Genomic DNA, 26,746 nt, shown 5'->3' with positions numbered 1-26,746 from the left:
ATTAAAGACTTATATTCAACCTCAAACCCAATTGCAGCTTTATAAAGATTGTCGAATAAAAACACACTACTAAAATCAGAAAAATTAAAATTATCTTCAACAGTCTTACAATTAAAATTATCAACATTCATAAGTTACAACTCCAAAAATAACGTTTTATCTACAGATAACTTTCCAAAAAACTCAGGGCGCGAGCGTACTTTGCTTATCTTTTAATCAGCACATGGTCGAGCTTAAAATCTAAATCGATTTTCACGAAAATTGCCGAGAAAATGCAAAATTATAAGTTTAATAAAAGAGCAGTGTGTTTAATGTTCAATCGATTAAGTTAGTGTGCTCTCACCCTGCCAAAGATCTTGCTATGGAATCAACTTTATATTTCTTTGACTTGGTAAAAGCTATCAACAAGTGGTTGAAAAATCAACACTATAGCTTATGCGATGCTACTTGTACTCATAATATGTGGCTATCCTCTCAACTTTTTCGGGTGAGAAAAACTAAGGCAAAAAGACACACTAGATCAGCTATTTGAGTGTTGGTTCTACTCAGTTTTGGGGCAAACGATTTTGACGTGCACTTAACACGTCATGGGACAAACCTTGTTAGAGAGATAACTCCAACAAGGTTAATAAGTTAGGAAAAGTATAGGCAATAACGCCCTAAAAACAGGGGGAGCGTAGCTACGACCACGTCACTTTGCTTGTTAGGGATTGTAATTATTTTGGTATTGATTGAATTACAGCCAAAAGCCATGAGTAAAATACATTGCCTGATGCCCCTGCTACTGCCCCCTTAAGTATAATTTCATTAAACTTGTCATATAAAGATGGGGATTCTTCTTTTAAACTTACAACTATATCTTTGGCTCGGTCTTCATTGTTTTCAGAATGAGCGCTCTCAAGATTTTCTATTAGTGTATGGATAGTATCTGTTGTTAACTGCTTCTCTTTATCCAAAAGATTTATCAACATCTTGACTTCATTAGATTTTTCAGACAATCCAGAGTCGATAATTGAAAACAGACGTGCCACTTCTTGTTCTAAAGAACAAATTCTGGATTCTGAATTTGTTCTCTCCATTGCTAGAAGTTGTTTAGTATGGCTAACTTCCATCTTTGCCATTTCCAGTTTATGTTCTAGAGATATTGCTGCCACTTGATTTGATAAAAAGCTAGTAGCTTTCATTTCTCCTGTGACTACTTTTCCATACTCATGCAAAGCTCTTGAAATTATATCTTCTTCTCCTGATGGTAAGGTGATTACCATCAGGACATTTTCACCCTCTTGTTTAATAGTTACAGAGATATCTATATCAGGGTATTTAGATTCAACAACTTCAGAGAAATAATTGAGAATTGATATCCCAGATTGTTTGTATTCTGGAGGGAAAGATATTTCCTTTATCAATTCTGATGTTTCTAAACTAACATCGATATCGTACAAAATAAGCTCAATAAAACTGAGTCTAGATTTGTAGTATTCTATATTACTCAAATCGGTTTCATATATTTTATCCTTTGCTATGCTAGGATCTGTAAATTCTTCCAACAGCTGAGTTTTTACACGAATTTCAAGAGGAGTTTGAAACTTACTTATGGATTTTGTGAAGATCCTCAAGATGTTTTTGAATATATTGCCAACAACTAAAAACCTTGATTCTAGTAACTTTGAACTATTACCTGAATCAATATTCGATACAATTTGATCAAGCTCATCTCCCATCATATTAAAATAATGAAAGCATATTGCGTGTTGTTGCAAGTCGGTTGGTAGCTTTTCAATCACAACCAGCTTTCTTAACAACTTTGCATAAGCAGCTATTTCATTTATGTTCACTAAAGTTCCTTCCTGAAGTCATTGATGCATAACATTTGTATAGTGCGCATGTGCGTTTAATAAACCTATCATCTGATTTTATAGATTAATAACTCACTGATAATAATGATTAATTCATCTGTCATCCAGAATTAACGCACTAAATTTTGACGTTACGTCGTTAAAATCATTAAAAAAACCATAAAACTGTATATAAAACCAGAAAATCGCTAATACAACCGTCCAGTGAAAAATGATACTGAATATTAGGAAAAGTAGGCAAAAAGAGGACGAATAGCTTATGGCTGAGTATTTACACTAAAAAGGAATGGGGCATATCTTTGTTAGACACCAAACGACCAAGCCTGTAAATAAGCCGCTCATTGCCATCTAATCAAAACAAAGCCGCGGCACTTCGCGGCTTTGTTATAAGGAGCCAACCTACCCCGGCATTTCCTCAAAAGTATCTTGCAGGGCAAATTTCAGATCCTGCTCGGCTTGGACTAGAGCTTCACTTGCCTGCTGACGCTTGATTCGGCCTTCTTTGACATGACCAAGGGTATTTTTCAGGGTGTCGATGGTGAGCTGATTAACGGTTTGCAGCGATTCGATATCCAAAATACCACGCTGGTAGTTTTCGGAGATCTGCTCTTCCAGTGCCTTAAGCTTCTCGGCATTTCGGATATACTGCTTGTTGGTGTAGTCCTTCACCGTGCGGGTAACTTTCAGTGCCTTCTCTTTCTCGAAGTTGGAGATCGCAATCAGGAACTGGCGCTTCCACAGCGGCAAGGTGTTGTGAATGATATCCTGGATATCTTCCATCAACATCTTGTTGCCTTCCTGCGACAGGCGGATCTGCGGTGCGGTCTGAATCGCTGCCATTCGAGCCAGGCTAAGGTTGTGAACCCGCTTTTCAAGCCGCGTCATTGCCTGCAGGGCATCACGATAGGCCTGACCGTCTAGCGCGTCATTACTAGCATCAGCTTTTTCTTTCAGTGCAACCAGCTCCTGGTTTTTCAGCTTGTCGAGGCGCAGATTGCCGGCATAGATATAGATATCAAGCTGCTGTAACAGGCCTAAGTTTTCGTCATACAGGCCATCAAGCTGCTGGATATCCTGCGCCAGTTTGGTTTCCTGTGCTTCAAGCCGCTTTGCCAGCTCTTCAAGCTGGTCTTTAACGGTATCGAAGCCTTTGACAAACTTACCGAACGACTGGAACAGTTCTCCGATTAGTGGCAGACGAGACAAGAAGCTCTCTTTGCCCAAATCATCAAACTGCGAGCTGCTCATGTTGGTAACCATGGCATGAAGGATATCTCCGGCGTCACCGGTATCCTTCGCCCTGACATCTGCCAGTACCCGATCAGAAAACGCCGTAATACTCTGCAACGCCTCTTTCCCGAACACCAAGGTAGAGACTGTATCAAACGGATTGAGCTGCTCGGCCAGATCAGCAGCCTGCTTCTGCTCTGTACCGCTTAACCGCAATTCGATTGCATTGGATAATTCTTGAGTCATAACATTCCTTAGTGACTATAGTTAGGGAAATAGTGCCAAAGTTGCTCGAAATGGCGACTAAAAGCCTGAACATGACGACTATCATCGGTTAGGGTGATATCTTCGGAGTTATACTTTGAAGCACTACGCGTCCAGTTAAAACTGCCGTTAATCAAACGTTCACCGTCAAACAAGGCAAATTTATGATGCATATGGTAGCTAGTGTTATCGAGTTTTATCTCGATACCCTGACGGGCAAGGTAGTCGATATCACTGCCAGCATCGTTAATTTTGTCGTTATCGGTAATGATCCGTACCTTAACACCACGCTTATGGGTCGCTAAGATAGCCTCGGTCAAGTCATCATCGGCGATAGTAAATACACAGATATCGACCGATTTCGCAGCCCGTTTCAGCTGATGTCGAATACCATTCACACAACTATTGCCCGGTGAGAACCAAGACTCAGCCAACACCTCGCCATCACCACCGCGCGCCTTGTCCAGCTGCTTGATCACCTGCTCTAGCCACTTCAGCGCCTGCAGCGCATCGCCAGACTCACGAATGATTTGCTGCACCAGGCTAAAGCTCTGGTTACGCAAATACGATAAGTCATCCGCCTTAAGTTCGGCCGTTGCCAGCTTATCAGCCAGCGCACGGCGCTCCGTGTTATCTAGCTTGTAGTCTTCAAAACTCTCAATCAGCAGAGTCTGGATATCAAACTTCGTCACCGTTGGCCTCCTTGTTCGAACGATTCGGTGAATGTTGCTCTTGCAGTAGCGACTGTGCCACCTTAGTGACACTCTGGTTCAACGCCACCATCTGCTGCACCATCTGTCCGGCGCGATCATCCGAGTCACCCATCTGCTGGCGGCGGTGATAACCGTCTTTAATGCTCTGCCAGCGTTGTTGCTGTTCGTCGGTCATATCACCGCGTAGCTCTGCCAGCTTGAGCAGGTTCTCTTCTGTTCCGGCGGTTAGCGTCTGGGCTTCACCCTGATAGTGATCCTGAAGCAGAGTTTGAAGCTCTTCATCGGTCATCACCGGCGAGATCTTTTCACCCAGCTTGTTCATGTTCCGGTAAGACCCCTGAAGCTTGAACGGTGGTTCAACGCGGTATTCATCCGCCATGGCGGCAGAGGCAATGTACTGCTGATTCACTTTCAGCACGGTTTGCTGCACTTTCAGTAGCTTATCGAGAGTTGCAACAATCTCGTTGGCCTCGGTCGACGAATACGGATGGCTAAGATCACTCAGGGCAATGTTCTCCCCTCTCGCCATCTCGATCATGCTGTACAGATCATTCAGATCCCTTGTCGCCAATGGTGCCAGAATCGAGTTTGAGGTCAGCGAGTTCTCAATAAAGGACAGCTCAAAGGCCGCTTTCTGATCAGAGAGCATGTCACCCAAGTTGTAGATATCGGCGCGGTTTGCCAGCATATCAGGGATTTTGAACACATCACCCGATTCGGTATACGGGTTACCGGCCATCACAACTGCAAACTTCTTGCCGCGCATATCGTAGGTTTTAGTTTCGCCTTTCCAGCTACCTTCTACCCGTCGTGTACCATCACACAGCGAAATGAACTTCTGCAGGAACTCAGGGTTGGTGTGCTGAATATCATCGAGATAAAGCAGAACATTGTTACCCATCTCGAATGCCAGGTTGATTTTCTCAACCTCACGAGCCGCATTCTGATCCGGCGCATCCTGAGGATCGAGCGAGGTGACCTCATGGCCAATTGAAGGGCCATTGATCTTCATAAATACCAGCCCGAGTTTGTGGGCAACGTACTCGATCAGCGTTGTTTTACCGTAACCCGGAGGGGAGATCAGCAATAGCATCCCCATTAAATCGGTTCGCTTGTTGTCTCCCATTGCCCCCATCTGTTTTGCCAGGTTGTCGCCAATTAACGGCAAGTAACTATCACTGATCAGCTTGTTACGGACAAATGATGTCAGAGGACGCGGCTTGAACTCACCCAGGCGAATAGTGTGCTTGGCCTGCTCCAACAAAGCTGCACGCTGCTTCAGGTAAGCATCATATTGCGGGATAGTGTGGCTATCGTGGTGCTGACAGCGCTGAAGGAACTCATCCAAGGTAATCGTCAGCGCACCGTCTTGCATCCGTTGATGCTCACCCAGTAAGTCAGTGACTTTGAGCTGTAAGGAGAAATCGACCGGGCTTAACATTACGCGGCTATCGTCGCGAATTGTTGCCAATGCCGCCGCCTCGGTGACAAATGCCTGCCCTTGGTTCTGGTGCTCACTATAGGCAGTTAACCACTGCAGATGATCGGCAAATTCCGATACATCTGATGATGATTCAGGCAACCAACCTAAACTTCGGCGAAATGCCAGATAAACGTCACACAGTTCGATAGCGTCACGGCTTACCTCTGCCTGCAGTGAAGCTTGCCCCAGAAGGCGGATGGCATAATCGGCACTGCGCTCAAGATCGCACGGCATATGTTGCGGCAGTTCTTCTATCAGCGCCTCTTTGAGGGCATCGAAAGCAGTCACTGATGAAAGGTGCTGCTTCATCAACAAGGCATTGCGAGCCTGCTTGCGCCACTGCTCGATGTCTCCGTCAGTCGTCTCCACCAGCCAGAGCAATGCATTGGCTCTTGAGGCCTGATCAAATCGCAGCAAACCAGCCTGCTCATAGCATGGCAGCACTGCCTGCAAAATCTTCTCGGCATCGTGGTCATGCACACCTTTGACGTAACCCTCGCGGTAACGTGGCGCGGCATAGGTCTGGATCAGCTTAAGCAAGGTGTTGTCTTTGAGCGCCTTAAGCAGTTCTTCTACCGTCAGGTTTTCTTGCTGTTGCTGGGCTGATTTGAGCACGCTGTAGGCAAGATACTCTGCGCGGTAGACACTGTCGGTCTCGGAGGCCACATCCAGTTTGGCCATCGACTGCAAGTCCAGAAACTCCTGGTTAGTAACCGGTTCATAGTAGTCAGTACCAGAGATATGCAAGCTCAACGCGCTATCGTGTTCAACTAAACTAAGATCCAGTGCCTGTTGGTTGACACTAAATCTATGCTTGCCAAGGCGCAGTACTTTACCGCCCTGCTCGAAAATGTCCTGGTTATCGCGAAGGGAGCGAAGCGCCTGATCCTGTGCAGCCTTAAGGCGACTATCAATCGTATCGGCTTTAACGCTATCACCAAGATCACGAATAGACTTAGACAATTGGTGCAGCTTCTGAACCATGTTATCGGTTGCAAAGAAGCTATTAAGTGCCGCGACATCTTCAAACCGGGCAACCCGCTTCTCAATACTTTTGAAGGTGACATCCGCCGCCTGATTCAGGTTTTGCACCCGACGTTGCTGCGCGGTGATCAGCTGCTGTTTATGGCCTTCCAGTGTCGACTGGATTTCATCACGTTTGGCATAAATTTCAGCCAAAAACTCATCAAAGTCGGCAAATCGTGATTCCAGCTTTTCCAACTGGCCAATCAGTTTCGCCAGTTGTTCATCGCACTGTTCAGGGGTTTGTGCCTGCTCCATTGCGCTATTAACGGACTGAGCCAACAGCTTGAACTGCGAACTGAACTCGGCTTTTGCCTCGCCACCACGCAGTGCCTGATGCTTTTGCTTGAGGCGGGCCGACGTTGCATTCAGCTTGGCGGTCACTTCCGTTGTCAGATCGAGGATCCGGGTAGACTGCGTCGGATCGTCGGTTTCGATATCAGCAACTTCTTCCGTTACCAATGCCAGATTATTGCGGACGCGATCGACACGCTCCTGCAATGCTGCCAGCTCAGTGGTTTTCTCGGAAGTTAACAGCTGATCATCAATTGACGCGATATCTTGCTTATACGGGAGATAGGCTTTTTCATCTTGCAGCAGATCCAGCAATATCTTGTTGAGATCCTGCCTGTGATGATCAAGCTGCTCCTGTAGCTCAACCACCTGATCTTCAGGCATATAACGGTGTTCACGCAATGCCATCACATTGCCCACTTCCGCTTTTAGCTGCGCAAGCAGATCCAACAGAGTATTGGCTTCATCACGGGGCGCCAGTTTCAGGCTACCCACCAGCTCAGTCACTTTTTCCTGCTGCCGGGCCATAGCAGTTTCAGCATGCAGCTGTAGCTGGCGAACTTTGGCGAACTCATCGATGATGAGATCAGCCGTTGCCATTAGCTGACTGACGGCATCCCCCAGCCCAATGGCCGTGGCATTGCTTAGCCAGTCATAGGTATCCAGCGTTGTCTGACAGGTCTTAAGCAGGGCTTCATAAGCGGTTTGACTCACTTCCTCGCTTTGTGCCAACTGACAGATAGACAACAGCGACGAAAGCGCCCGAACCAACTCGGCATTACCCAGGTTGACCAGGAACGGATCTGCCCCTTCCCTGTTTGTCTGGGTGTAGTTTTCTATATCAGTGAACGGCGTCTGCCAGATCCGCAGCGGGTGGATGGTCGAAGCCTCGGCATTCTCGGAAACCCGGAACATCAGCATGCGACCATCGGGATACACACTATAACCATGGCTGTGCATCGGCGCGGAAAATGCCTTCTCAATCAGGTTATAGGTGTAGATAACGTAGGAGCCTTTCTCGACATCAAAGAAGAAATAGAGAATATCTTCGCCATTCGGCGAGGTAACCTGCTTGAAGAAATGCAGCTCTTGCCATGATTCCTCAAAGCTCTTGCTCTCACCGTTAGCCAGTACATAACCGTGAGAGTATAAAATACCGTGATTTTCCGGCAGTGCCTTGGCACTGACACCGATGGCATCCGCCCTGACAACCTGCAGGTTCAGCGAGTTATAAATGAAATAGCGATACTCTTTTTCCCGGTTCGGCAGCATTTTCAGCAGGATCAAATCGCCGACTTCGGCATAGGCGATTTCGGCATCGGCGATGGTTTGATAGGCATCATCAACCGGCTCGTCGTAGATCCCCTGACCCTCTTCGGTATTGTTTTCGACCTTGATGGTCAGGTCGCCGCCGACACATTCGACGAACAGGCGATCTTTAATCGACACATGCGGATGTTCACCGCTGATATGATCGTCGCGGGTTGTCATCACCCATTCAAAGTCATGCTGCTGGGCTGAGGCGAGTGCTCGCTGACCCTGAGCGTCGAGGTAACGCACCGATTCCTTGCCGATTTCAAACCGGAACACTTTACGATCTTCTGCCCGCATCCCAATTTGAAACGCCAGATACAGGATATTTTCCTGGCGGGAGATTTGCGACAGGCGAGCATCTTTGTAGTAGGTAAAGAGCTCGGTAAATTCGTGGCTGAACTGGGAATCGCTGAGGAATGAATCTTCCAACCCTACCGGGTCCATCCGGAATGTGCCGTCATTCTCAGACAGGGTATACAGGCCGAAGACATCATTCAGTGCAGGCGCTGTTTTGAGCCCCATGAAGACCTGATAGCCGAACAGCAACTGGCCGTTTACCTGGGCCATGTCGACCGGAATACTTCGGCTGTCGGTCTGAACATTGGCTTTGCCGGTTAGCGAGAACTCACTGCCGCCAAAGGTTTCCTGGCGCTTTTGGTTAAATGTCTGCGCCAGAGATTTTAATGTATCACCTTGTTGGGAAAGCCGGGATTTAAGAACCTCATAGGCCCCTGCCTCACCAACTGCTTTATCAATTGCACTATCAGTCGTTGTTTCTGTCACTTTACTCAATCCTTGAACCCCCTCAGGCCTCAAGCCTCAAGCCTCAAGTCCTAGGGGGGTTGCCTGTCAGTTAACTATCAAGCGAGCTATCTGTTTTTGCTGACAACTTTTCTTTCAGTGTCGATAGCAAGTCAGCCGGGCTGTTGGCCGAATTCAGCAGATTCGCAATGGCGATATTGCTGATATCGTTAGATTTGAGTTCAGTGTTTTCCAGAATGTCTTTCAGATCCTGCGGCAGGCTGCGATTACCGTTCATGTACTCGCTAACCAAAGGCGACAAGACCTCAGACTCGCTAAAGCGATTATCCAGCGCAGCTGAATCGATCACCGTACGGCGAATCTGCTCCATACCTTCACCGCCGAACAGCTTAATATCCGCTGCTGCCAGTGCCTGAGCCAGCGCTTTTGCACTCTCAGACGACACTTCCTGCTGGGCAGTAATGCGGGCAATTTCAAGATCTTTCTGCTGCTGAAGCTGCATCACCCACTTGTCGTGCTCACGAGTCTGGTCGTCATATTGACGAGCCGCCTCGAAGCGCGCGGTCTGGGCTTCGGCTTCTGCCAAACCTTTAGCACGCAGTGCTTCTGCTTCCGCCTCACCGGCAGATTGCAGTGCAAAGGCTTCGGCTTCACCCGTTTCCTTAATCGCTACAGCACGTTCGCGTTCTACTTCAACCTCGGCCAAGCCTGTGGCACTGATCTGTTCTTTCTCAGCCTGCGCCATACGCTCTTTCGCAGCCGCTTCACGATCCTGCTTAACAAACTCAGCTTCTGCCTGCTTGGTCTGCACAGCATATTCAGCTTCTGCGATACGAGTTTTCACTGCCAGCTCATTTTCGGCATCGCGAGTACGGATCTTAATTTCCGCTTCGTTTTCAATCAGTCGCTTGTCGGCTTGTTCTTTGGCTGCTTCTTTCTCGGCTTTCGCCGCCACCAGCAATTCAAGCTGCTTGGATTCCGCTTCCGCCTCAGCTTCAACCATTCGGACTTTCTTCTGACGGTTAACCTGTTCGGTTGCACGCAGGTTCTCGGTCTCTTCTTCCTCGCGGGCAATCTTACGTTCAATCTCAACACGCTGGGAGCGAGTTTCCGCCACCGACTTCAACGCCTCTTCGACGGTCGTCTCTTTATCCATCTCTTTCTGTGCCACTTCGGTTGCAGTACGAACTTTTTCCGTTTCCACTGCGCGGCTCAGCTCTTCTTGCTGAATAGCAACCTGACGCTGGTTGGCAATACGAGTCATCTCGACTTCCATCTCGACCGACTCTTTCCTCTTCGACACTTCTTCTTCGGTCTCTAGCTGAGCCAGACGAGTAATACGCTCGTACTCCTGACGCTTTTCTTCAGCCAGTGCCTGCTCTTGTGCCTTGATAATATCGACCTCACGCTGGGTACGGGCAATACTCTCTTTTTCCTGCTTGTCGAGTTGCAGACGGTTGGCTTCAGCTTCGACATTTTTCTTCTTGATAGAGGTTTGCTCATCCTGACGGATCGCATTGGTTTCAGTGTTTTTCACCGAAGTAATCGAGGAGATCTTGCGGATCCCTTCTACATCCAAAATGTTGTTAGGATCGTGCGCTTCCAGCGCAGTTTGATCGACCTTGTCGATAACCACATCGTAAATTTTGAAGCCATCCATCTCGCTGCCGATCACCGTTACTACGGCATCACGGAACGCACGGCGGTTCGTCAGCAGTTCTTCAAATCCAAATTGCTTAACGGCTGTCTTCAATGCTTCGGAGAATTTCGGCTGGAAGTGTTCTTTCAGGCGCTCCGGGTTTGATGCACCGATGGTGGTAAATAGCTTGGCGACACGAATAATGTCATCTTCTTCGTGGTTGACACCAATATAGAAATCTACTTTTAAGTCAGCACGAATGTTGTCTTTACAATGCAGGCCTTCGTATTCTTCACCTTCCTGATCTTTGCGACCGCTACGGACCACCGAAATCTTCTTACGGGTGATATCCATATATTCCGCACGGTTGACAACCGGCCAGACGAACGTACCGGTCAGAGAGGCGCGGGTACGATCAACGCCGTTGATGATCAGGGCCTCACCTTCGTTGCGAACTTTACGATAGCGTGAGGTCAGGAATAGCAAGATCACTAATACAATTCCAATACCAGCAAGAATAAACATCATGCTTGGAGACAAAACCATCGGACAACTCCTTTGTAAACTTAATAAATAATATAAGCCGTTAGCCTGTTATTCAGGCTAACGGTGTAATGGGTAGGCTAGAAGCAAATAAAGGCAAGAAACTAAATCTTGGCGACCAGGTATTTTTCCAGGCTCGGGTGTTTCGAGATGATGACGACTTCATCGCCGTAGTGAATATCACCCTCCCCCTCAATATAGGCATCTAACTGAATTTCATTTCCATCCTGGCGGATCACAACCTCGCCATGCTCTGCAGAAATATGGTTGCTGCGGACACTGGCTCTCATCCCTTCATAGCTAATTTTGGCGAATGCATTTTTGGCATTGAACACCGGCCCTAGTGGCTTAAGAACAAACGCAGAAATATGAAGAGAAAGGTAATAGATAATAAACAGTGCCGGCACAGTCACTGCGTAAAAAACAGCACCAGAAAGCAGGCCAAACAGATATTGATCGAGGTAATACGTCAGCACCATCGCGAAGAAGCTACTCACCGTCAGTGCTACAGGCAGTGGTACCTGAGAAACAATCGGCGGCAGCATTAACTTGGCTGACCAGCCCGAATCCAAATCCACACCATCTGCATCACCGAGGCTGCCGTCAGACAAATCAAAGATCAGGTCGATGAGCATCAATCCGAAAAAGAGGCAGAAAGGAACAGAGAAGATAACTACAGGGTAGGACAACAGGGCATTAATGAACGCAGACATTAATAGACAAACCTCGACAGATACAGCCCAACTATCAAGACATAATATGCAACTCTCCATTCCCCAACAAGATGATTATGGCAGCGACAGGCATTTTTGCGGTTTAGCTCACAGCTCGCAAAGTTAAGTAAAAACAATAACTACCAATCGAAAAGTGATGAATAATTCACCACTCATTCTATAACGTTGACTATCTCCTACAGCCAAAGATTAAAGCGCATAAAATTCACTCAGCCACAATAAGTACAAAAAACCACCAAATGATCATACTGCGGAAATATCGACCAATTTATTGACTCCAATTATTCTATTCATCTGAATTTGGAGGTAGAATCCAGCCCTTCTTTCTGAACAGCACTTTGAAAATGATAGATTTCACCGTATTGCCGGTATACCTGACGGCAGTAGTCGCCCTATTACTTATGCCCGGACCGGATATGTTACTGATCGCCAGCTCTAGCCTGAGCTATGGCAAAAAAGTCGGCGTATTTGCAAGCCTCGGCAATGCCACCTCTGGTGTCGTTCTGACCGTTCTTGCCGCAATGGGCGTTTCGGCACTGATCGCCATGAACCCTATTGCCCTTCAGGCTCTGCGCCTGCTAGGTGGTGCCTACCTGCTTAAAATGGGCTGGGACTGCATGCGTACCAACCCGGCAGATGCACCGGATGTCGAACATACTTCAGGCCTGGCGAAAACCCTTTACCGCCGCGCGGTGATCAGCAACCTGCTAAACCCAAAAGCACTGATCTTCTTTGTCCTTTTCCTACCACAGTTTGTCTCGGCCCAAGTTTCGGCGTCATCGGGCGAACAAATGCTGGTACTTGGACTGTTACTGAATGTGCTCGGTCTGCTGTTTAACCTGTTCCTGGTCACTATGGTCGGCAGCCTGGGACAGCCTTTGCTGAAAAACGAAAAATTCAGAACCAACCAGCACAAATTTATGGGGCTGGTGTTCTTTGTTCTGGCTATCTGGCTATTGGCCTCACAGTTACCGACAGCCTAACCAGAACCTGCTCTGACCTATATACAAAAACACCTCGGCCAGATATCTGGTCGAGGTGTTTTTTTATCTATCTTTAGATATAAACAAGCACTGAGTTACATCTTGGGTGCCGTCCAGCTGCATAGTCCCAACTGAACCTCATCAAAGCGAGCTTTAAAACTCGAATCGAGCGGGCTGCATGCGTAGTAGCCGACGCTAACAGGCAACGAGGCTGGTGGCGGGGGGTCCACCTGCCCCATTTCCTGAGTCGTTTCCCCCAGCAAGTGAAGATGAAACACCCGCATCTGACTGTAGTGCTCGCCGTCAAACGAGGATTCAATCAGAAAGTCCGGTCCCCGACGGCTTAACCTGAACCACACTTCAGTAGTCGAGGCGATATCCGTTCCCGACCAGTCTGAATATCCAAAGTTTGTCACGACACTACTGAGCCTCGCCAGATGCGGGTTTTCATGCTCAATCGATGCCTTAAACCAATTGTCCTTATTGAGGTAGATAACGATCCCGGCCTGATCCAGCCGGGCTTTATAATCAAAACGAACCCTAACTGACAGGGTGAAGTTTTCGTCAATGCTGGCCAGCAGCGCCGGGGCATTTTCGTTCTGAAAACCATAATAGCTACGTTGCCAGAAGTCCGTTTCTGGCTCGGTGACGATTGTTAGCTCGCCACCGTCCACCAAAAATTGTTTTGGCTGATTAAGCCAAGTCATTGCTTCAGCATTCATTACCTAATCCCTGTCAACAATGCTCGTTGTTATTATCGGTTGATCAGCAGTACTCGGGTTTCATACGGTTGCAGAGCAAAGCAGTGTGTCGGTTTTTGCTCGGTAACACCGGCATAGTTGGACAACACATACTCACCCTTTTCAAGCTCCAGGGCTTTCGGCAGGAAGCATTCAACCACTTCGCCGTAATAGTTATTGATACAAACCAGTACCTGGGACTCGGATTCCCGCTTGTAACAGAAGATGCTGTCGTGCTCCGGCATCATATCGGTGTAGTCACCGGTCGTGATAACGTCGATTTCCTTACGCAGCTCAATCAGGCGGCGATAGAAATGGAATACCGAGCTGTCATCGGCAACCGCTTTTTCAGCATTAATTTCCGGATAGTTAGCAGCTACTTCCAGCCAAGGTGTACCCGCAGAGAAACCAGCATACTGACTGTCGTTCCACTGCATTGGCGTACGTGAATTATCGCGAGATTTCTGGGCCAGAATAGCCAGCATTTCCTGCTCGGTTACGCCATGTTCGTTCACCATGATGTCGTACATATTGGTACTTTCGACATCACGATACTGTTCTATTGATGTATAGCCCGGGTTGGTCATGCCAATTTCTTCACCCTGGTATACATACGGTGTGCCCTGCATCATATGAACCGATGCCGCCAGCATTTTGGCCGACTCGACACGGTATTGCTGATCATCACCGAGGCGGCTGACAACACGCGGCTGGTCGTGGTTACACCAGAACAGTGCTCCCCAGCCTTTGCCATTAAGTCCCTGCTGCCAGTGGTTAAAAATCTCTTTCAGCTGCAGGAAGTCAAACGGTGCCTTGGTCCATTTCTCGCCATTCGAGTAATCGACTTTCAGGTGATGGAAGTTAAAGACCATCGACAGCTCTTTACTGTCCAGCGAAGAGTATTGCTGGCAATGCTCCAGTGTCGTGGATGACATTTCGCCAACGGTGACCGAGCCATATTTCTGGAACACGGCCTCGCTGATCTCCTGCAGGTACTCATGCACCCGAGGGCCGTCAGTGTAAAAACGGCGACCGTCGCCCAGACAGTCATTCGGAAAATCCTGTTGCTTGGAAATCAGGTTGATAACATCCAGGCGGAAACCATCGACCCCTTTTTTGGCCCAGAAGCTAATCACATCTTTCACTTCCTGGCGCACTTTCGGGTTTTCCCAGTTCAGGTCAGCCTGCTCTTTGGCAAACAGGTGAAGGTAGTACTGGCCCGTTGCTTCATCTAGCTCCCAGGCATTTCCGCCGAACTTAGACTGCCAGTTGGTTGGCGCTCCGCCATCAACCGGATCTTTCCAGATGTAGTAATCACGATAAGGGCTGTTCTTATCTCCCAGTGCCGACTGGAACCATGCATGCTCGGTCGAGGTATGGTTGACCACGATATCCATTACGATACGGATCCCACGCTGATGGGCTTGCTCTAGCAGTTGGTCGAAATCGGCCATGGTGCCAAAGTCAGAGTTGATGTTGTAATAATCGGAAATGTCGTAGCCGTTATCGATCATTGGCGAGCTGTAAACCGGCGTCAGCCAAATCGCGTCGACACCCAATGTTTTCAGATAATCGAGCTTTGAGATAATCCCTTGAATATCACCCGTACCCTGACTTCCGCTGTCGCAAAAGCTCTTAGGATAAATTTGGTAAATAGTCGCCGTACGCCACCATTCAAATTGCTCTTTCATCGTGTCTAGCCTGAATGTTGAATTGAAGTTTGATGTGGCTGCCGATGGATACCGGCAGCCAGTTTTTATCGCTGTATTTTTGTAGGTTTATCTACTTATTAAGCAGTTTGAGGAGATTGTTCGATTTCGCCTTTCGCCTGTGCACGCTTGTACATAATCAGAGTCAGTGCGATTGGTACAATAACTGCAACCAGCATGGCGACTAGGTATACCATCCAGTACTGAGGTTGGATTGACAGGATACCCGGCAGACCGCCCACACCGATACCGTTCGCCATTACACCGGCGCTACCACAGATTGCAGCGGCAATCGCAGAACCAATCATGGCGCTAAGCATCGGGAACTTGTACTTAAGGTTAATACCGTACATCGCAGGCTCAGTAACACCCAGGTAGGCAGAGATTGCAGCCGGTACAGAGATTTCACGCTCGTTGTGTTTTTTGCTGATCCAGATGATACCCATAACAGCCGATGCCTGAGCAATGTTAGACAGCGCAATCAGAGGCCAGATTGGCGTACCGCCCATGTCTTGCATTAGCTGAAGGTCAATCGCATTGGTTGTGTGGTGAACACCGGTGATAACCAGCGGTGCGTACAGGAAGCCAAAGACCATGGCACCCAGAATCGCAAAGTCACCTGTCATTGCCACTTTCGCCGCGTAACCAACTGCATCACCCAGCATACGACCGAACGGACCGATGAATGCGTGAGCAAGGATCACTGACACAATGATAGAAACAAACGGTACAATAACCAGGTACAGGTACGCCGGAATAATCCGCTTGAGGTTGGTTTCAATAAACGCTAATGCGATACCTGCCAACATTGCCGGGATCACCTGAGCCTGATAACCGACCTTTTCAATGACGAACAGGCCAAAGTCCCAGCTTTCGGGTACTTGTTGCCCGATGAGATAGGCATTCATCAACTGCGGTGATACCAGAGTCACACCCAGTACGATACCCAGAATCGGTGTACCGCCCAGTTTCTTCACTGTCGACCAACACACACCAACCGGCAGGAAGAAGAAAATCGCTTCACCAATCAGCCACAGGAAGGAGTGCACTGTTGCCCAGAACTGGCTAATTTCGGTCAGGGTCTGACCGTCAAACATCCGGATGTCGCCGATGACATTACGGAAACCGAGGATCAAACCACCGGTGATGATTGCTGGCAGCAACGGAACAAAAATTTCGGCAAGGTGTGAAATTCCTCGCTCCAGCAAACTCATATTCTGGCGGGCTGCCACTTTTGCCTCTTCCTTGCTGGCGCCGGCACTGCCCGTCATCTCAGTTAAAACTTTATATACCTCGTCTACTTCGGTACCGATCACTACCTGAAATTGACCCGCATTGGTGAAACACCCTTTCACCATTGGGATTTCTTCAATTTCTTTGACGTTAGCCTTGTCAGTATCGCTAAGAACAAAACGCAGTCGGGTCAGACAGTGACTAACGCTAGCAATGTTGTCACTGCCACCGATTAACTCCACCAGACGCTCGATTTGCTGTCGATTAATCTTACTCATGCCGATGTCCATGTTTATATTTGATAGGGAATGTCGTTATTGTTATCCCGCAATGGGAATGTTCCCACCGCTCGAGATAATAATGGCAAAGCCAACCCAAAAAGAAAATGGGAACATTCCCACAACGTGAATCAGTTCACACATTCAGGTTACTTATTAAACGCGACCCACCTATAACACGATTGTAGGATAAGTGAGCCTGTTTAACAGTCAGGCCTTACTTCAGGCTTGCCTCTTGGGTCAAATGGGTAATGCTCTGCTGTCCGGATAGCTGCTTGATCAACAAGTTAGCCGAAGCGTGGCCAGCCTTGAAGTAGCCCGGATCAATACTGAAGGTGTTGGGGAAAATAAATGAGAGAAGATCGGTAGCACCAACGCCGGAGACTTGAATATCACTGCGCCCCAGTTCCTGAAGTCGCTTGGCAACGCCCATGGCCAAGGTGTCACTGGCACAAACTATCGCCTGGGTCTCGGGCCCTATGACATCATCTGTCAGTTGATAGGCACTTTCATGGCTAAGCTGTCCGGTCTGGAAACATGGGACTATATCTGCCTCCTGACAACAGGCCTTGTAGGCGTTCAAGCGCATCAGGCCGGTGGTCTTATCGCTCGGGTCGACCCCCATGTAGCTAATGTGCTGCTTGCCCTGCTGTATGAAGTGGTTCATGGCCAACTCGATGATGCCATGATTGTCGTAGCCGACCGACGAGATCCTATCGGTATCTACAGCAATAACGACGGCTTTATGCTTGAGCGACTCAATCGCTGACAAATCGCATTCGGAAAAACCAAACACGATTACCCCGTCGACATTACGCTTTTGCAAAACGGCAAGGTGCTCATTGGTTTTCTCGGCACTGAACTGGCTTTCCATGATCACGGCATCGTAGCCAGCCTGATAGATCACTTCCAGGATCCCGCTTACCGCTTTATTTTCCGACGGAGAGTCCAGACGCGAAAGAATGATCCCGACCACCTTAGCGCTGCCTCCCCGCATAGCCTGTGCAGACTTAGACGGTACATAGCCGGAATCCCGGATCACCTGCTCAACCTTTTCACGGGTTTCCGGTTTTACCTTTGGATCATTGGTGAGAACACGGGATACGGTTGATTTTCCGACCCCGGCCAGTTTTGCAATATCAAGAATAGTGAGCTTCTGAGTCATAATTAATACAAGCTAATACAATCCCCTCTATTGTCACCGTCATACTTAGGATTTCAATCATTTTCGGCAGCATTATCTCAAAATCCTTCCGGATACCGGCAAATATTCCCTGCCAAGAATCAAATCGCGAAAAAATGACAAAGTAGTGATTAATGACAAATACTTACAGTAAGCGGACATTCACTGAAGCGAAATCGGATAAATTGCTCACGGTGACGGTATTTACTTGAATTCTTTATATTCCGTCCCCATATCTATTATCGAACTAAACATTAAAAGCTATAAATTGCTAAAAGTCGTGTTGGCCTGTTCTTTTGCTCCCCACTCTTTAATATGCCTACACGAGTAAAAGCATAAGGATGATTATGATTACTCACGTTGGCATTATCGATCAGGATCCCGTAAGACTGATAACCCCTTTACTCGACCACGGCATTCCCGCCGATAAGATGATTTTTATCGGCACCCTGGACCAGCAGGAACAATATAACCGACTGGCTTCGATTCTTGCGCCTCGAAATATTCAAGCCGAATTCTTTACCATTCCAGATTCCATCAACATCACCTGCATCCGCCGCCGCCTAAACGAGCTAGCCGCCGAGCTTAAACAGCAACAATCCGAGATTTGGTTCAACGCCAGCTGTGGCCTGCGCCACCGCCTGCTATCGGCCTATGAAGTCTTCCGTACCTACCACTGGCCTATTTATGTGATTGAACCTTTCAGTGACGAGATGTGCTGGCTATATCCTTCGGACCGCGAGCAACAGCAAGTCGAAGACAGAATCCAGCTTACCGATTACCTGACCATTTTCGGCGCCCGTTGTGAGCTGCCGGAAACCATGGTTCCTGAAGCACTCAACGACCAGCTGTGGGAACTGGGTCAGCGCTGGGCTAGCTCGGCGCTGGAACTTGGGCCAGGCCTTGCCACGCTTAACTATCTTGCTACCACCTGTCGCAAAGAGCAGAAACTCGATGTCGCGCTGAGCGAAAAACAGCAAGGCTACAAAGAGCTTGGGATGCTGCTCTCCGATCTGGAAGATACGGGGCTTGCCACTTACAACAGTGGCATCCTGACGTTCAAGCACGAGGAAGCACGCCGCTTTGCCAATGGTGAGTGGCTGGAGAATCTGGTTCACAGCACCGTACGTGCTATCCAGAACGAGTTGCCGACCATTCAGGATCACTCTCTGGGTGTACAGGTATACCGTAAGATTGGCGAACGCGAAGTCCGAAATGAGCTGGATGTAGCTACCGTGGTCAATAACAAGCTTCATATCATCGAGTGTAAAACCAAAGGGATGCGCGACGACGGTGATGACACGCTGTACAAACTGGAATCACTGCGAGATCTGCTTGGCGGCCTGCAGGCACGTGCAATGCTGGTTAGCTTCCGTCCGCTGCGCCACCATGACCTGGTCCGCGCCCAGGATCTGGGACTGGCAATTATCGGCCCTGATCAGCTTGGTGATCTGCAAACCCACCTTCATAACTGGCTCAGAGATGCTGGTGGTCAAAGTCATAACATGGCCTAAGCAAACCTAATAATATGAGTAACGGGTACTTAGTGATCCGTTACTCTTCCCCCTTCATTAATTTGATTCAAGCGACTTACCCTCAAGCGACTAAAAACTCCACCTAACCTGCCAGAACAGCTGTGTATTGGCCGTTTGCCCAAACAAGCTATCACTGCTGCCGTCAAACCGCTGGATCACAGTCAGCATCTGCCAGTCATCGGCCAATGAATAGGTATTGCTTGCGCCGACAAAAAATGAGCCGTCATCATAGTAGGTACCCGAGAAAGTCAGCCTGCTCAGCGGTGAAATATCAAAACTGGCATCGGCATACCCGCTGAGCTTGGTAAAGCTCAGGGTCCGGGCCGTGAGCGGTAAGTTGAGAAACACCACAGCATTTCGCGGCTCCTGTGGATCAGAAATATATAAAAGCGCTGCACGTGCCATCCAGTTACGTTTCCCGCCGAAACTGTAGTCGACCTCAACGCTGGCAACAGAGGTGGATGTCAGGAGTTCCCCCCGCCATTCATCTCGAACCGGATCGAACCAACTCACTTCACCGCGAAACCCAGCCCCTTTGATATCTCCGGCATAGCCAGCCCCAACCACATTATCCAAACCAGACTTGCCGGCAAGCAACTGTATGTCCCACCCCTGTCGATTGAAGAAATAACGTCCGGCATAGCTGTGCAGCTCACTGTCCTGACTCGGGCTGTAAACCACATCAACCTCGCTGGCAAACCCTAACTTGCGGCTGATCATCACCGCATCAGTGCCGGAACGCTCTTCATAATCGAAATCGTAAATCGAATACGAGTTGAAGATATCATTCGGGTTCCACAGTGTCGCCATCCCCCAGTTAATCCGGAGACGACCAGTTTGCAGCTGCCAGTCCTGATGCTGCCAGGTGAGATACAGGCGATCAAATTGCGTAGTACCGACGACACCGTTCTTATCGAGCCAATTGGTCGTTAGGTCCATATAACCGGGGTCAAAACCCACCAGCCTACCGAACCCCGGGGTTTCTGCGCTATCACCGAACAACAGGCGATTACGCATCCCGACATTAAAACGAACATCCGGATTAAAACGATATTCAAAGTTAAACCGCTGGTGGATGAGATGATCGAGTCCATTGCTCTGATCATCGGGCAATACTACCGTGGCCATGTATTTGACATAGCCGTTCAGGTCCCAGTCCTGCTCAGGTTCCAGTCCCGGTATACCTCCCGGAACTTGAGCCATTACTGACAGACTAAACGCACCGGCAAGCATGCAGACACTTTTCACTGGCGGCGATCCTCTTTGAGTTCCCCGTCTTCAAAAACAATCACCCGGCGTGCCCGTTTGATCACCCGCGGATCATGAGTCGAGAATATAAACGTCGTGCCTTCTTTCTCGTTTAGCTGCTGCATAATATCAAGCAGCTCAGCGGTGCTTTGCGCATCGAGGTTGGCCGTCGGTTCATCAGCCATCACAAAGCGCGGCCTTGGAGCCAATGCCCTTGCCACGGCTACCCGTTGTTGCTGACCGCCTGATAACTTGGCAGGTATTTTGTGTTGCTGCTCGGTAAGGCCAACCTGCTGTAGCAGCTCTTCGGCTCGCTGGCGGCACGCTTTTTCACTGTGTCCCTGCAACTGCATCACGAACTCGACATTTTCCAATGCAGTCAGGACCGGCAGCAGACTGTAGTCCTGAAAAATAAAACCGATATGGTCGCGACGAAAAGCAATCAGCTCCTTCTCTTTCAGCTCACAAATGTCACAGTCGTCGATACGTACCTCACCGGAGGTCGGTATATCGATGCCACCCAACATATTGAGCAAGGTCGTCTTGCCTGAGCCCGAAGGCCCCATCACAGCAACAAATTCTCCCTGCTCGATGGACAAATCCAGGCTCTTTACGGCCTGTACCGGAAAGTCCGAATCAGGGTTATAGGTCTTACAAAGCTGGTTGGTCTGAATCGTCATGATCAATGTTTCTCCGCCATTGCATCAACTGGACGCTGTTTTAGAATTTGCCGCGCCGGATAAAGGGCGGCTAAGAGGCTCGCCGCGACGACAGTTATAAAAATCATCTGATAGTCCGCCAGAGACACCTGAGGGTACAAGGTGGTATCAACCCCAAATGCCCCCAGGCCTTCAGCCACCTTTCCGAGCGGCACACCGGTATGCTGCAGCAACTGCATTAATCCGAGACTGCCTGCTATCCCCAGCAGGGCCCCGCTGACACCCAACCAGGCCGTTTCAAGCATGATTAGCAAAAAGATATTGTGCTTTTGCATTCCGACCGCCATCAGCACACCAAATTCCCGGGTACGCTCAAATACTGACATAAGCATGATGTTAATGATGCCGAAACTCAGGGCGAGGACGAAAATGCCTAGCATGATTGCATTGCTGGTTCCCATCTGATTAATGATTGATGCCAGCATCGGCTGTACCTGCTGCCAGTCACGAACGGTATTTTGCGCAGATGATTGCTTCTGCAATTCATCCCGCAGCGCAAATGCCGCCTGCTCATCATCCAGCAATACAGCGATTTCATGGCTGCCCTCAATACCGGCCAATGCGGTTAAATCACTGCGCCTGACAAAGACATTGCCTTCATCGAATCCCGACGAGGGCGTTTTAAATATCCCGCGAACACGAAAAGCAGCACCGGTTACATCACCGCTGGCATTGGTAAAGGTCAGCACGACCTTGGAACCAATACGCAGCCGCAATCGCTCAACCGTTTTGATTGAGACCAGTATCGGATTTCGTCCTTCGGCCGATAACCACTCCCCTTGCCTGATATTGGCTGCGAGCGGAGTAACCGACGCTTCGGATACCAGATCGATACCATTGATCCTGACCCCGCGAGCGCTGCGTGCCGAAGCCACCATCCCATCAGCCACAAACCGGGCAGACAAGGCTTTGACCTGCGGCAACTGTTCAATCTTTGCAATAAGCTGGCGTGAATCAACAATGGTTGAGTTGATATCAGGGTTGGTGAGATAACGACTGTTATGAATTTGGATATGGCTGGTCTGCCAGGCGATGGCATTATCAATCATGCTGCCATACATACCAGTCATGAACCCCATCATACTCACCACACCCATGAGGCCGAAAACCATGGCACTGAGCATGATGCCGGTACGTAATTTATTGCGCCAAAGGTTGCGCCAGGCCAATTTAACCAGCATGTCCACCTCCTTTTAGCGCACTGACCAAATCCAGCCGATAGACACGCCACATCGGATAGAGCATGCAAAGCAACAACAGGCCCAATACTATGGTTATCTGATTGACGAACAGCCAGGGCTCCAGCAATACCGGCAACACGGGATCCCAGCCCATTTCCAGGATCATTTCCGCCGTCTCGCCCGTCAGTACTATCGGGTTATAATAAAACCAGATCAAAAACGGTGCTGCGATGACCAAACCGATAACCACACCTAGCAGAGCGATAAATAAGGATTCAATAGTGATAAGGGCAATCAGCCGCTTTCGCAGCAGCCCGGTGGCCAACATGACCCCAAATTCCCGCTGACGCTCCAGCGTCATCATCAGCAAGGTCGCAAACAAACCAAAACCCACCACCCCATAAAGCAGATACATCATGATGATGCCCCCCGCCTTATCCATCAGGATTTGCTGGGCCATTTCCGGAGACAAATCTTGCCAGTCTCGAACGTTTGCCTGTCCGGCATAGTCTGCCTCTATCTCGGCAACAGTCTGTGGCAGTTCCGACAACTGACGGGTATGGAGTACCCATGCTGTAAGCTGCTGTTCTGTACTGTATAACGTCTGAGCAAGGGCCAACGGCATATACACCAGTTGGTTATCGAGCTGAGGCATCGGGAAATCCAGTATCCCCTTGACTGGATACAAGCCAGCTGCAGTCTGGCCCCGGTATCCCTGTCCATAGAGAATGATCTCGTCACCAACCTGCAATTCCAGAAAGCGGGCCAGTCCTTCGCCTATCAGCACCTGCTTATCATCGGCCGACAGAAACGTCCCCTCACTGAGCTTTCCGGCAATATTCGAATAATCATCTTCTTGCTCGGGGAGTACGCCCATTACCATGACACCTTTAGACTTATCACCAGCAGCCGCCAAGGCAAAAGACTCTATTCTCGGCAAAATACGTTCGATATTCGGGTGGTTCTTTACTGCCGCAATGAACTGGCCATTGGCTGGCAACAAGTCATCAATGCTCTGGCTGTCTGAAAATTCCGGATGCTGAATCTGGATCAACCCAGTATAGAAGCGAGCAGCATTTTCAATGTTATTGGCATAGCTTCCCTCTTGCAGGCAGCGCATGAACAATGACAAAGCGAGCGCCAATGCCAGTGCCGATGCCGTCAGCACCGTTCGCCGCTTCTGGCGCCATAGATTACGCCACGCTAACTTCACTAACATACCGCCTCCTGGTTTGCGTTAGTCGCGCAGCGCTTTCATCTGGCTTAGCGAGAAGAAGCTGTCTTTGACGGCAAAGTTAAATTGCGCCTGATGTGTAATAATTTGGGTTTTGTTACCCGGCTTATCCGCTGGCAGCATTTCCATTCTGGATGCAAGCTGGCGCCCTCCGAGCATTTTCACATCATAGGTTTTCATGGTATTGACCAGTTCATCGAACTCGTCGTAGAACTCAACCTTGCGCTGCAAGTAGGTAGATTGCGAGATCCACAATCGCACCTTGTTCCACACCACGGGCGCATTCGGCTTGGCAATAGCATCGATAACCCAGGTCTGGTCGCCATCAAACACTTCCTTGCCGACCATCTGGTGCCGGTAGTCCACCACAATGGAAGACTGGTTGATTAGATCATCATTGGTAAAGTCCGATCCCATCCATGACTGACTCAGCATTGATGGTGCAATTTTAACAACTCGCTCGATACTCGGGATCCAGTTCCACATTTCCCGATAACGCTTGAGCGAGGCACTGCCTTTGTCTTTTGCAGGGGCTGTTACCAGCACCAGCGACAGATCCATGCCCTTGCTCCAGGTTTTCATACTCATGGTGCGGGTCCAGGTCGGGCGAATGATCTTCATGGTCGCTTCGGTATAGCTTGAATCCCCCCGCATTTGCAGATCAGATTTTCTGACGATTTCTGTTGCCGTCTCGGCTAACAAGGCTGATGAAAACAGGCTAACCATCATTGCGATAAAACAGGGAACAACACGCATCACTTATTCCTTAGCAAATTGTTTGTAACTCGCCTTACTGCTTAAACAGGCGCGTTTATTTAAACCAGGCTGCCAATGTCGCTTGATCGATGAGCATCAAAGAGCCTTTCTGTGCACCAAGAATACGCTCAACAGATTGCTGGGCTGCCTCAACTTTACTGATTGCCTTCTGCAGTGGCTGCTCATACTGCTCTTGATGCAACAGCAAATCAGTTACCGCTTCAGAAAAGGCATACAAAAGTGAAACCACCAGCTCGGCCACATCCGCCGGTGACTGGGTATCAAATACGCCCTCATCTATACCTTGCTGTATAATTACGGCGTAGTCGGCAACCAATAACTTCGCGCTTCCCGCCATCAACTTATGTTTGAGGGTCAGGTTTTCATCCATGTTGATGATCCTGGCAAAGCTAAGCAGCCCGTCTTTTTGTTCAATCTTCCATTGGTTGGTCATCGCCAGCAGCTGATTCCACTTACTGATCGCATCGAGATCCGGTGACGTTACAAGATCGCCTACCAAAGCTTGATACTGCAGTTGCATGTCATCAACCAAGGCCTCCAGCACCGCCTGCTTGGAATCAAAGTAATGATAGAAAGCACCTTTTGATACACCGACAGCGTTAATCAGATCATTCACTGACGTACTCTCATACCCCTTGCTATAAAACAAGCTTTGCGCCGCAGCAATAAATTCGCTGCGCCTCTCGTCTGCCGCTTTTACCACTCTCGCCATAAGGCTCTTCTCACACATTCTCAATGATATTTAAAACCGACCGACCGTCGGTATGTGTATAAAATATATGCAGGTGGTTTTAGTTATGCAAGAAATATGGTTGTTATTTGACCAGCATATCGTTGAACTGTGAGCTCAAATGCCAGATGGCAGATGGCAGATGGCAAAGAAAACAGCGAAGCCAGAGGCAAAAAACATCTGAATTAAAGAAGTACTCTGTTAACCCAAATGATGGTGACACTTTCGATGTGAAGACAAGAGTTGGAGGCATAAAAAAACCGACGCTTGAGCATCGGTTTAATGTGTTTAGTGGTAAACAAACTCGCTGGAATTTAATTCGAGAGCAAGGCGGAAGCGCGCAGTTGATAACTATCAATGAGCACTTCCAACACAGCTATCGTATTAAATAGCCAGTGATAGCTATTACTCGGCCAGCATGCGACGAGCGGCTTCTACTACCACTTTGATAGAACGCGCTTCTGTTTCTTTCAACGTAGCGTGATCTGGGATTTCTTTCTGAGTACGGTTGATGATAACACCGGCTACACAACCTGCTCGTAGACCTGAGCTTGCACACATTGTTAGCAATGTTGCTGACTCCATTTCGAAGTTCAGAACACCCATTTGCTGCCACTCATCCATTGAACCCTGGAAACGGCGTACAACGCGGCCTGAGAATGTGTCGTAACGCTCCTGACCTGGGTAGAACGTATCTGAAGATGCTGTTACACCTGTGTGTACTGTTGCACCATCAGCATCACATGCTGCTTTCATTGCAGTTGCAACGTTGAAGTCTGCTACTGCTGGGAACTCCATTGGAGCAAAGTGAAGGCTAGCACCGTCCAGACGAACAGAACCAGTTGATACGATCATATCACCAACATTGATGTGCGGCTGGATTGCACCAGTTGTACCTACACGCAGGAAGGTACGAACACCTAGCTGAGCCAGCTCTTCTACTGCGATAGACGTAGATGGACCACCGATACCTGTTGAACAAACAACAACAGACTTTCCGTCAAGCTTAGCGCGGTAAACTGTGTACTCACGTGCACTTGCCAGGAACTCAGGGTTATCCATTAGGTTAGCAATTTTTTCAACACGTGCTGGATCGCCTGGAATAATTGCTAGTTCTGCACCGTTAAGATCTTCTTTGTTAACACCTAGATGGAAAACTGCGTTGTCAGACATAATCATATCCTTTCTTATACTGTTACCGCGTGATAGGGAAGTTGAGGTCCGCGGCTCTTTTTCAAAAAAAATTGTGTTTTGACAATACTCTAATCAAAGCATTCTCAAAACACATGTTAACGATAGCCGATAGAATCACAGATTTTAGTGACAAGCGTCACAATGATT

The 26,746-nt window shown here is 48.5% G+C and carries 19 protein-coding genes; 2 read left to right on the top strand and 17 right to left on the bottom strand.

Going from position 1 to position 26,746, the window contains the following annotated elements; all coding sequences use genetic code 11:
- Positions 1–716: 716 nt before the first annotated feature.
- From L4D19_RS15835 to L4D19_RS15810, 6 genes are all read right to left on the bottom strand, one after another.
- Entirely contained in the window at positions 717–1,835 is a 1,119-nt protein-coding gene (locus L4D19_RS15835; RefSeq protein ID WP_428453229.1) for a hypothetical protein, read from the bottom strand.
- Positions 1,836–2,255: 420 nt separating this feature from the next.
- Complete coding sequence (locus L4D19_RS15830; RefSeq protein WP_428453228.1) at positions 2,256–3,332, bottom strand: toxic anion resistance protein; 1,077 nt, start codon at positions 3,330–3,332, stop codon at positions 2,256–2,258.
- Positions 3,333–3,340: 8 nt separating this feature from the next.
- The gene (locus L4D19_RS15825) at positions 3,341–4,042 is read right to left on the bottom strand and encodes a phospholipase D-like domain-containing protein (protein WP_428453227.1); all 702 of its coding nucleotides are present in this window, start codon (positions 4,040–4,042) and stop codon (positions 3,341–3,343) included.
- Positions 4,029–8,960: a DNA repair ATPase gene (locus L4D19_RS15820; RefSeq protein ID WP_428453226.1), complete on the bottom strand. Its 4,932-nt coding sequence runs from the start codon at positions 8,958–8,960 to the stop codon at positions 4,029–4,031. Before L4D19_RS15820 ends, L4D19_RS15825 begins: the two co-directional genes overlap by 14 nt.
- Positions 8,961–9,030: 70 nt before the next feature.
- A complete protein-coding gene (locus L4D19_RS15815) occupies positions 9,031–11,124 on the bottom strand; it encodes a flotillin family protein (RefSeq protein ID WP_428453225.1) in 2,094 nt (697 codons plus the stop codon).
- A 101-nt stretch (positions 11,125–11,225) separates the two neighbouring features.
- A complete protein-coding gene (locus L4D19_RS15810; protein ID WP_428453224.1) occupies positions 11,226–11,834 on the bottom strand; it encodes a DUF1449 domain-containing protein in 609 nt (202 codons plus the stop codon).
- 365 nt (positions 11,835–12,199) lie between these two features.
- Here L4D19_RS15810 and L4D19_RS15805 point away from each other — a divergent pair, with 365 nt between their 5' ends.
- On the top strand, positions 12,200–12,838 hold the full coding sequence (locus L4D19_RS15805) for a LysE family translocator (RefSeq protein WP_428453223.1): 639 nt from the start codon (positions 12,200–12,202) through the stop codon (positions 12,836–12,838).
- 95 nt (positions 12,839–12,933) lie between these two features.
- Here the strand turns inward: L4D19_RS15805 and L4D19_RS15800 are convergent, their stop codons facing one another.
- The 4 genes from L4D19_RS15800 to treR all read right to left on the bottom strand — a co-directional run bounded on the left by L4D19_RS15800 (position 12,934) and on the right by treR (position 17,963).
- The gene (locus tag L4D19_RS15800; RefSeq protein ID WP_428453222.1) at positions 12,934–13,560 is read right to left on the bottom strand and encodes a DUF1349 domain-containing protein; all 627 of its coding nucleotides are present in this window, start codon (positions 13,558–13,560) and stop codon (positions 12,934–12,936) included.
- A 32-nt stretch (positions 13,561–13,592) separates the two neighbouring features.
- Complete coding sequence (gene treC, locus L4D19_RS15795) at positions 13,593–15,269, bottom strand: alpha,alpha-phosphotrehalase (protein ID WP_428453221.1); 1,677 nt, start codon at positions 15,267–15,269, stop codon at positions 13,593–13,595.
- Positions 15,270–15,367: 98 nt separating this feature from the next.
- Positions 15,368–16,798, bottom strand: a complete 1,431-nt coding sequence (treB, locus tag L4D19_RS15790) for a PTS trehalose transporter subunit IIBC (RefSeq protein ID WP_160650266.1) — start codon at positions 16,796–16,798, stop codon at positions 15,368–15,370.
- A gap of 217 nt (positions 16,799–17,015) precedes the next feature.
- Positions 17,016–17,963 (bottom strand): trehalose operon repressor TreR, encoded by a 948-nt coding sequence (treR, locus tag L4D19_RS15785; RefSeq protein WP_428453220.1) that lies wholly within the window; start codon positions 17,961–17,963, stop codon positions 17,016–17,018.
- Positions 17,964–18,328: 365 nt separating this feature from the next.
- On the opposite strand from treR, the gene L4D19_RS15780 reads away from it, so the two are divergent.
- Positions 18,329–19,495 carry a Card1-like endonuclease domain-containing protein gene (locus L4D19_RS15780; protein WP_428453219.1) on the top strand — a complete coding sequence of 389 codons (1,167 nt, stop codon included), beginning with the start codon at positions 18,329–18,331 and terminating at the stop codon, positions 19,493–19,495.
- Positions 19,496–19,585: 90 nt separating this feature from the next.
- On the opposite strand, the gene L4D19_RS15775 is transcribed toward L4D19_RS15780, so the two are convergent.
- From L4D19_RS15775 to udp, 7 genes are all read right to left on the bottom strand, one after another.
- Positions 19,586–20,749: a hypothetical protein gene (locus tag L4D19_RS15775; RefSeq protein WP_428453239.1), complete on the bottom strand. Its 1,164-nt coding sequence runs from the start codon at positions 20,747–20,749 to the stop codon at positions 19,586–19,588.
- An 11-nt stretch (positions 20,750–20,760) separates the two neighbouring features.
- Positions 20,761–21,444 (bottom strand): ABC transporter ATP-binding protein, encoded by a 684-nt coding sequence (locus L4D19_RS15770; protein WP_428453218.1) that lies wholly within the window; start codon positions 21,442–21,444, stop codon positions 20,761–20,763.
- Positions 21,445–21,446: 2 nt separating this feature from the next.
- Positions 21,447–22,664, bottom strand: a complete 1,218-nt coding sequence (locus tag L4D19_RS15765) for an ABC transporter permease (protein WP_428453217.1) — start codon at positions 22,662–22,664, stop codon at positions 21,447–21,449.
- A complete protein-coding gene (locus L4D19_RS15760; RefSeq protein ID WP_428453216.1) occupies positions 22,654–23,883 on the bottom strand; it encodes an ABC transporter permease in 1,230 nt (409 codons plus the stop codon). The genes L4D19_RS15765 and L4D19_RS15760 overlap by 11 nt, the downstream gene beginning before the upstream one ends.
- Positions 23,884–23,901: 18 nt before the next feature.
- Entirely contained in the window at positions 23,902–24,654 is a 753-nt protein-coding gene (locus tag L4D19_RS15755; RefSeq protein WP_428453215.1) for an outer membrane lipoprotein-sorting protein, read from the bottom strand.
- Positions 24,655–24,709: 55 nt separating this feature from the next.
- Positions 24,710–25,387: a TetR/AcrR family transcriptional regulator gene (locus L4D19_RS15750; protein ID WP_428453214.1), complete on the bottom strand. Its 678-nt coding sequence runs from the start codon at positions 25,385–25,387 to the stop codon at positions 24,710–24,712.
- 423 nt (positions 25,388–25,810) lie between these two features.
- Positions 25,811–26,578, bottom strand: a complete 768-nt coding sequence (gene udp / locus L4D19_RS15745) for a uridine phosphorylase (RefSeq protein ID WP_428453213.1) — start codon at positions 26,576–26,578, stop codon at positions 25,811–25,813.
- Positions 26,579–26,746: the final 168 nt, after the last annotated feature.

The sequence above is a fragment of the Photobacterium kasasachensis genome (genome assembly GCF_050336885.1).
Lineage (GTDB): Bacteria > Pseudomonadota > Gammaproteobacteria > Enterobacterales > Vibrionaceae > Photobacterium > Photobacterium kasasachensis.
The sequence above is the reverse complement of the archived record's forward strand: the minus strand, read 5'-3'. Positions and strand labels throughout refer to the sequence as shown.

Coding starts and splice junctions, on each gene's coding strand:
- L4D19_RS15810 (WP_428453224.1), bottom strand. CDS start 11,834: ATGTCTGCGTTCATTAATGCCCTGTTGTCCTACCCTGTAGTTATCTTC.
- L4D19_RS15760 (WP_428453216.1), bottom strand. CDS start 23,883: ATGTTAGTGAAGTTAGCGTGGCGTAATCTATGGCGCCAGAAGCGGCGA.
- L4D19_RS15780 (WP_428453219.1), top strand. CDS start 18,329: ATGATTACTCACGTTGGCATTATCGATCAGGATCCCGTAAGACTGATA.
- L4D19_RS15755 (WP_428453215.1), bottom strand. CDS start 24,654: ATGCGTGTTGTTCCCTGTTTTATCGCAATGATGGTTAGCCTGTTTTCA.
- L4D19_RS15800 (WP_428453222.1), bottom strand. CDS start 13,560: ATGAATGCTGAAGCAATGACTTGGCTTAATCAGCCAAAACAATTTTTG.
- L4D19_RS15770 (WP_428453218.1), bottom strand. CDS start 21,444: ATGACGATTCAGACCAACCAGCTTTGTAAGACCTATAACCCTGATTCG.
- treC (WP_428453221.1), bottom strand. CDS start 15,269: ATGAAAGAGCAATTTGAATGGTGGCGTACGGCGACTATTTACCAAATT.
- udp (WP_428453213.1), bottom strand. CDS start 26,578: ATGTCTGACAACGCAGTTTTCCATCTAGGTGTTAACAAAGAAGATCTT.
- treB (WP_160650266.1), bottom strand. CDS start 16,798: ATGAGTAAGATTAATCGACAGCAAATCGAGCGTCTGGTGGAGTTAATC.
- L4D19_RS15775 (WP_428453239.1), bottom strand. CDS start 20,749: ATGCTTGCCGGTGCGTTTAGTCTGTCAGTAATGGCTCAAGTTCCGGGA.
- L4D19_RS15805 (WP_428453223.1), top strand. CDS start 12,200: ATGATAGATTTCACCGTATTGCCGGTATACCTGACGGCAGTAGTCGCC.
- L4D19_RS15830 (WP_428453228.1), bottom strand. CDS start 3,332: ATGACTCAAGAATTATCCAATGCAATCGAATTGCGGTTAAGCGGTACA.
- L4D19_RS15765 (WP_428453217.1), bottom strand. CDS start 22,664: ATGCTGGTTAAATTGGCCTGGCGCAACCTTTGGCGCAATAAATTACGT.
- L4D19_RS15750 (WP_428453214.1), bottom strand. CDS start 25,387: ATGGCGAGAGTGGTAAAAGCGGCAGACGAGAGGCGCAGCGAATTTATT.
- L4D19_RS15815 (WP_428453225.1), bottom strand. CDS start 11,124: ATGGTTTTGTCTCCAAGCATGATGTTTATTCTTGCTGGTATTGGAATT.
- treR (WP_428453220.1), bottom strand. CDS start 17,963: ATGACTCAGAAGCTCACTATTCTTGATATTGCAAAACTGGCCGGGGTC.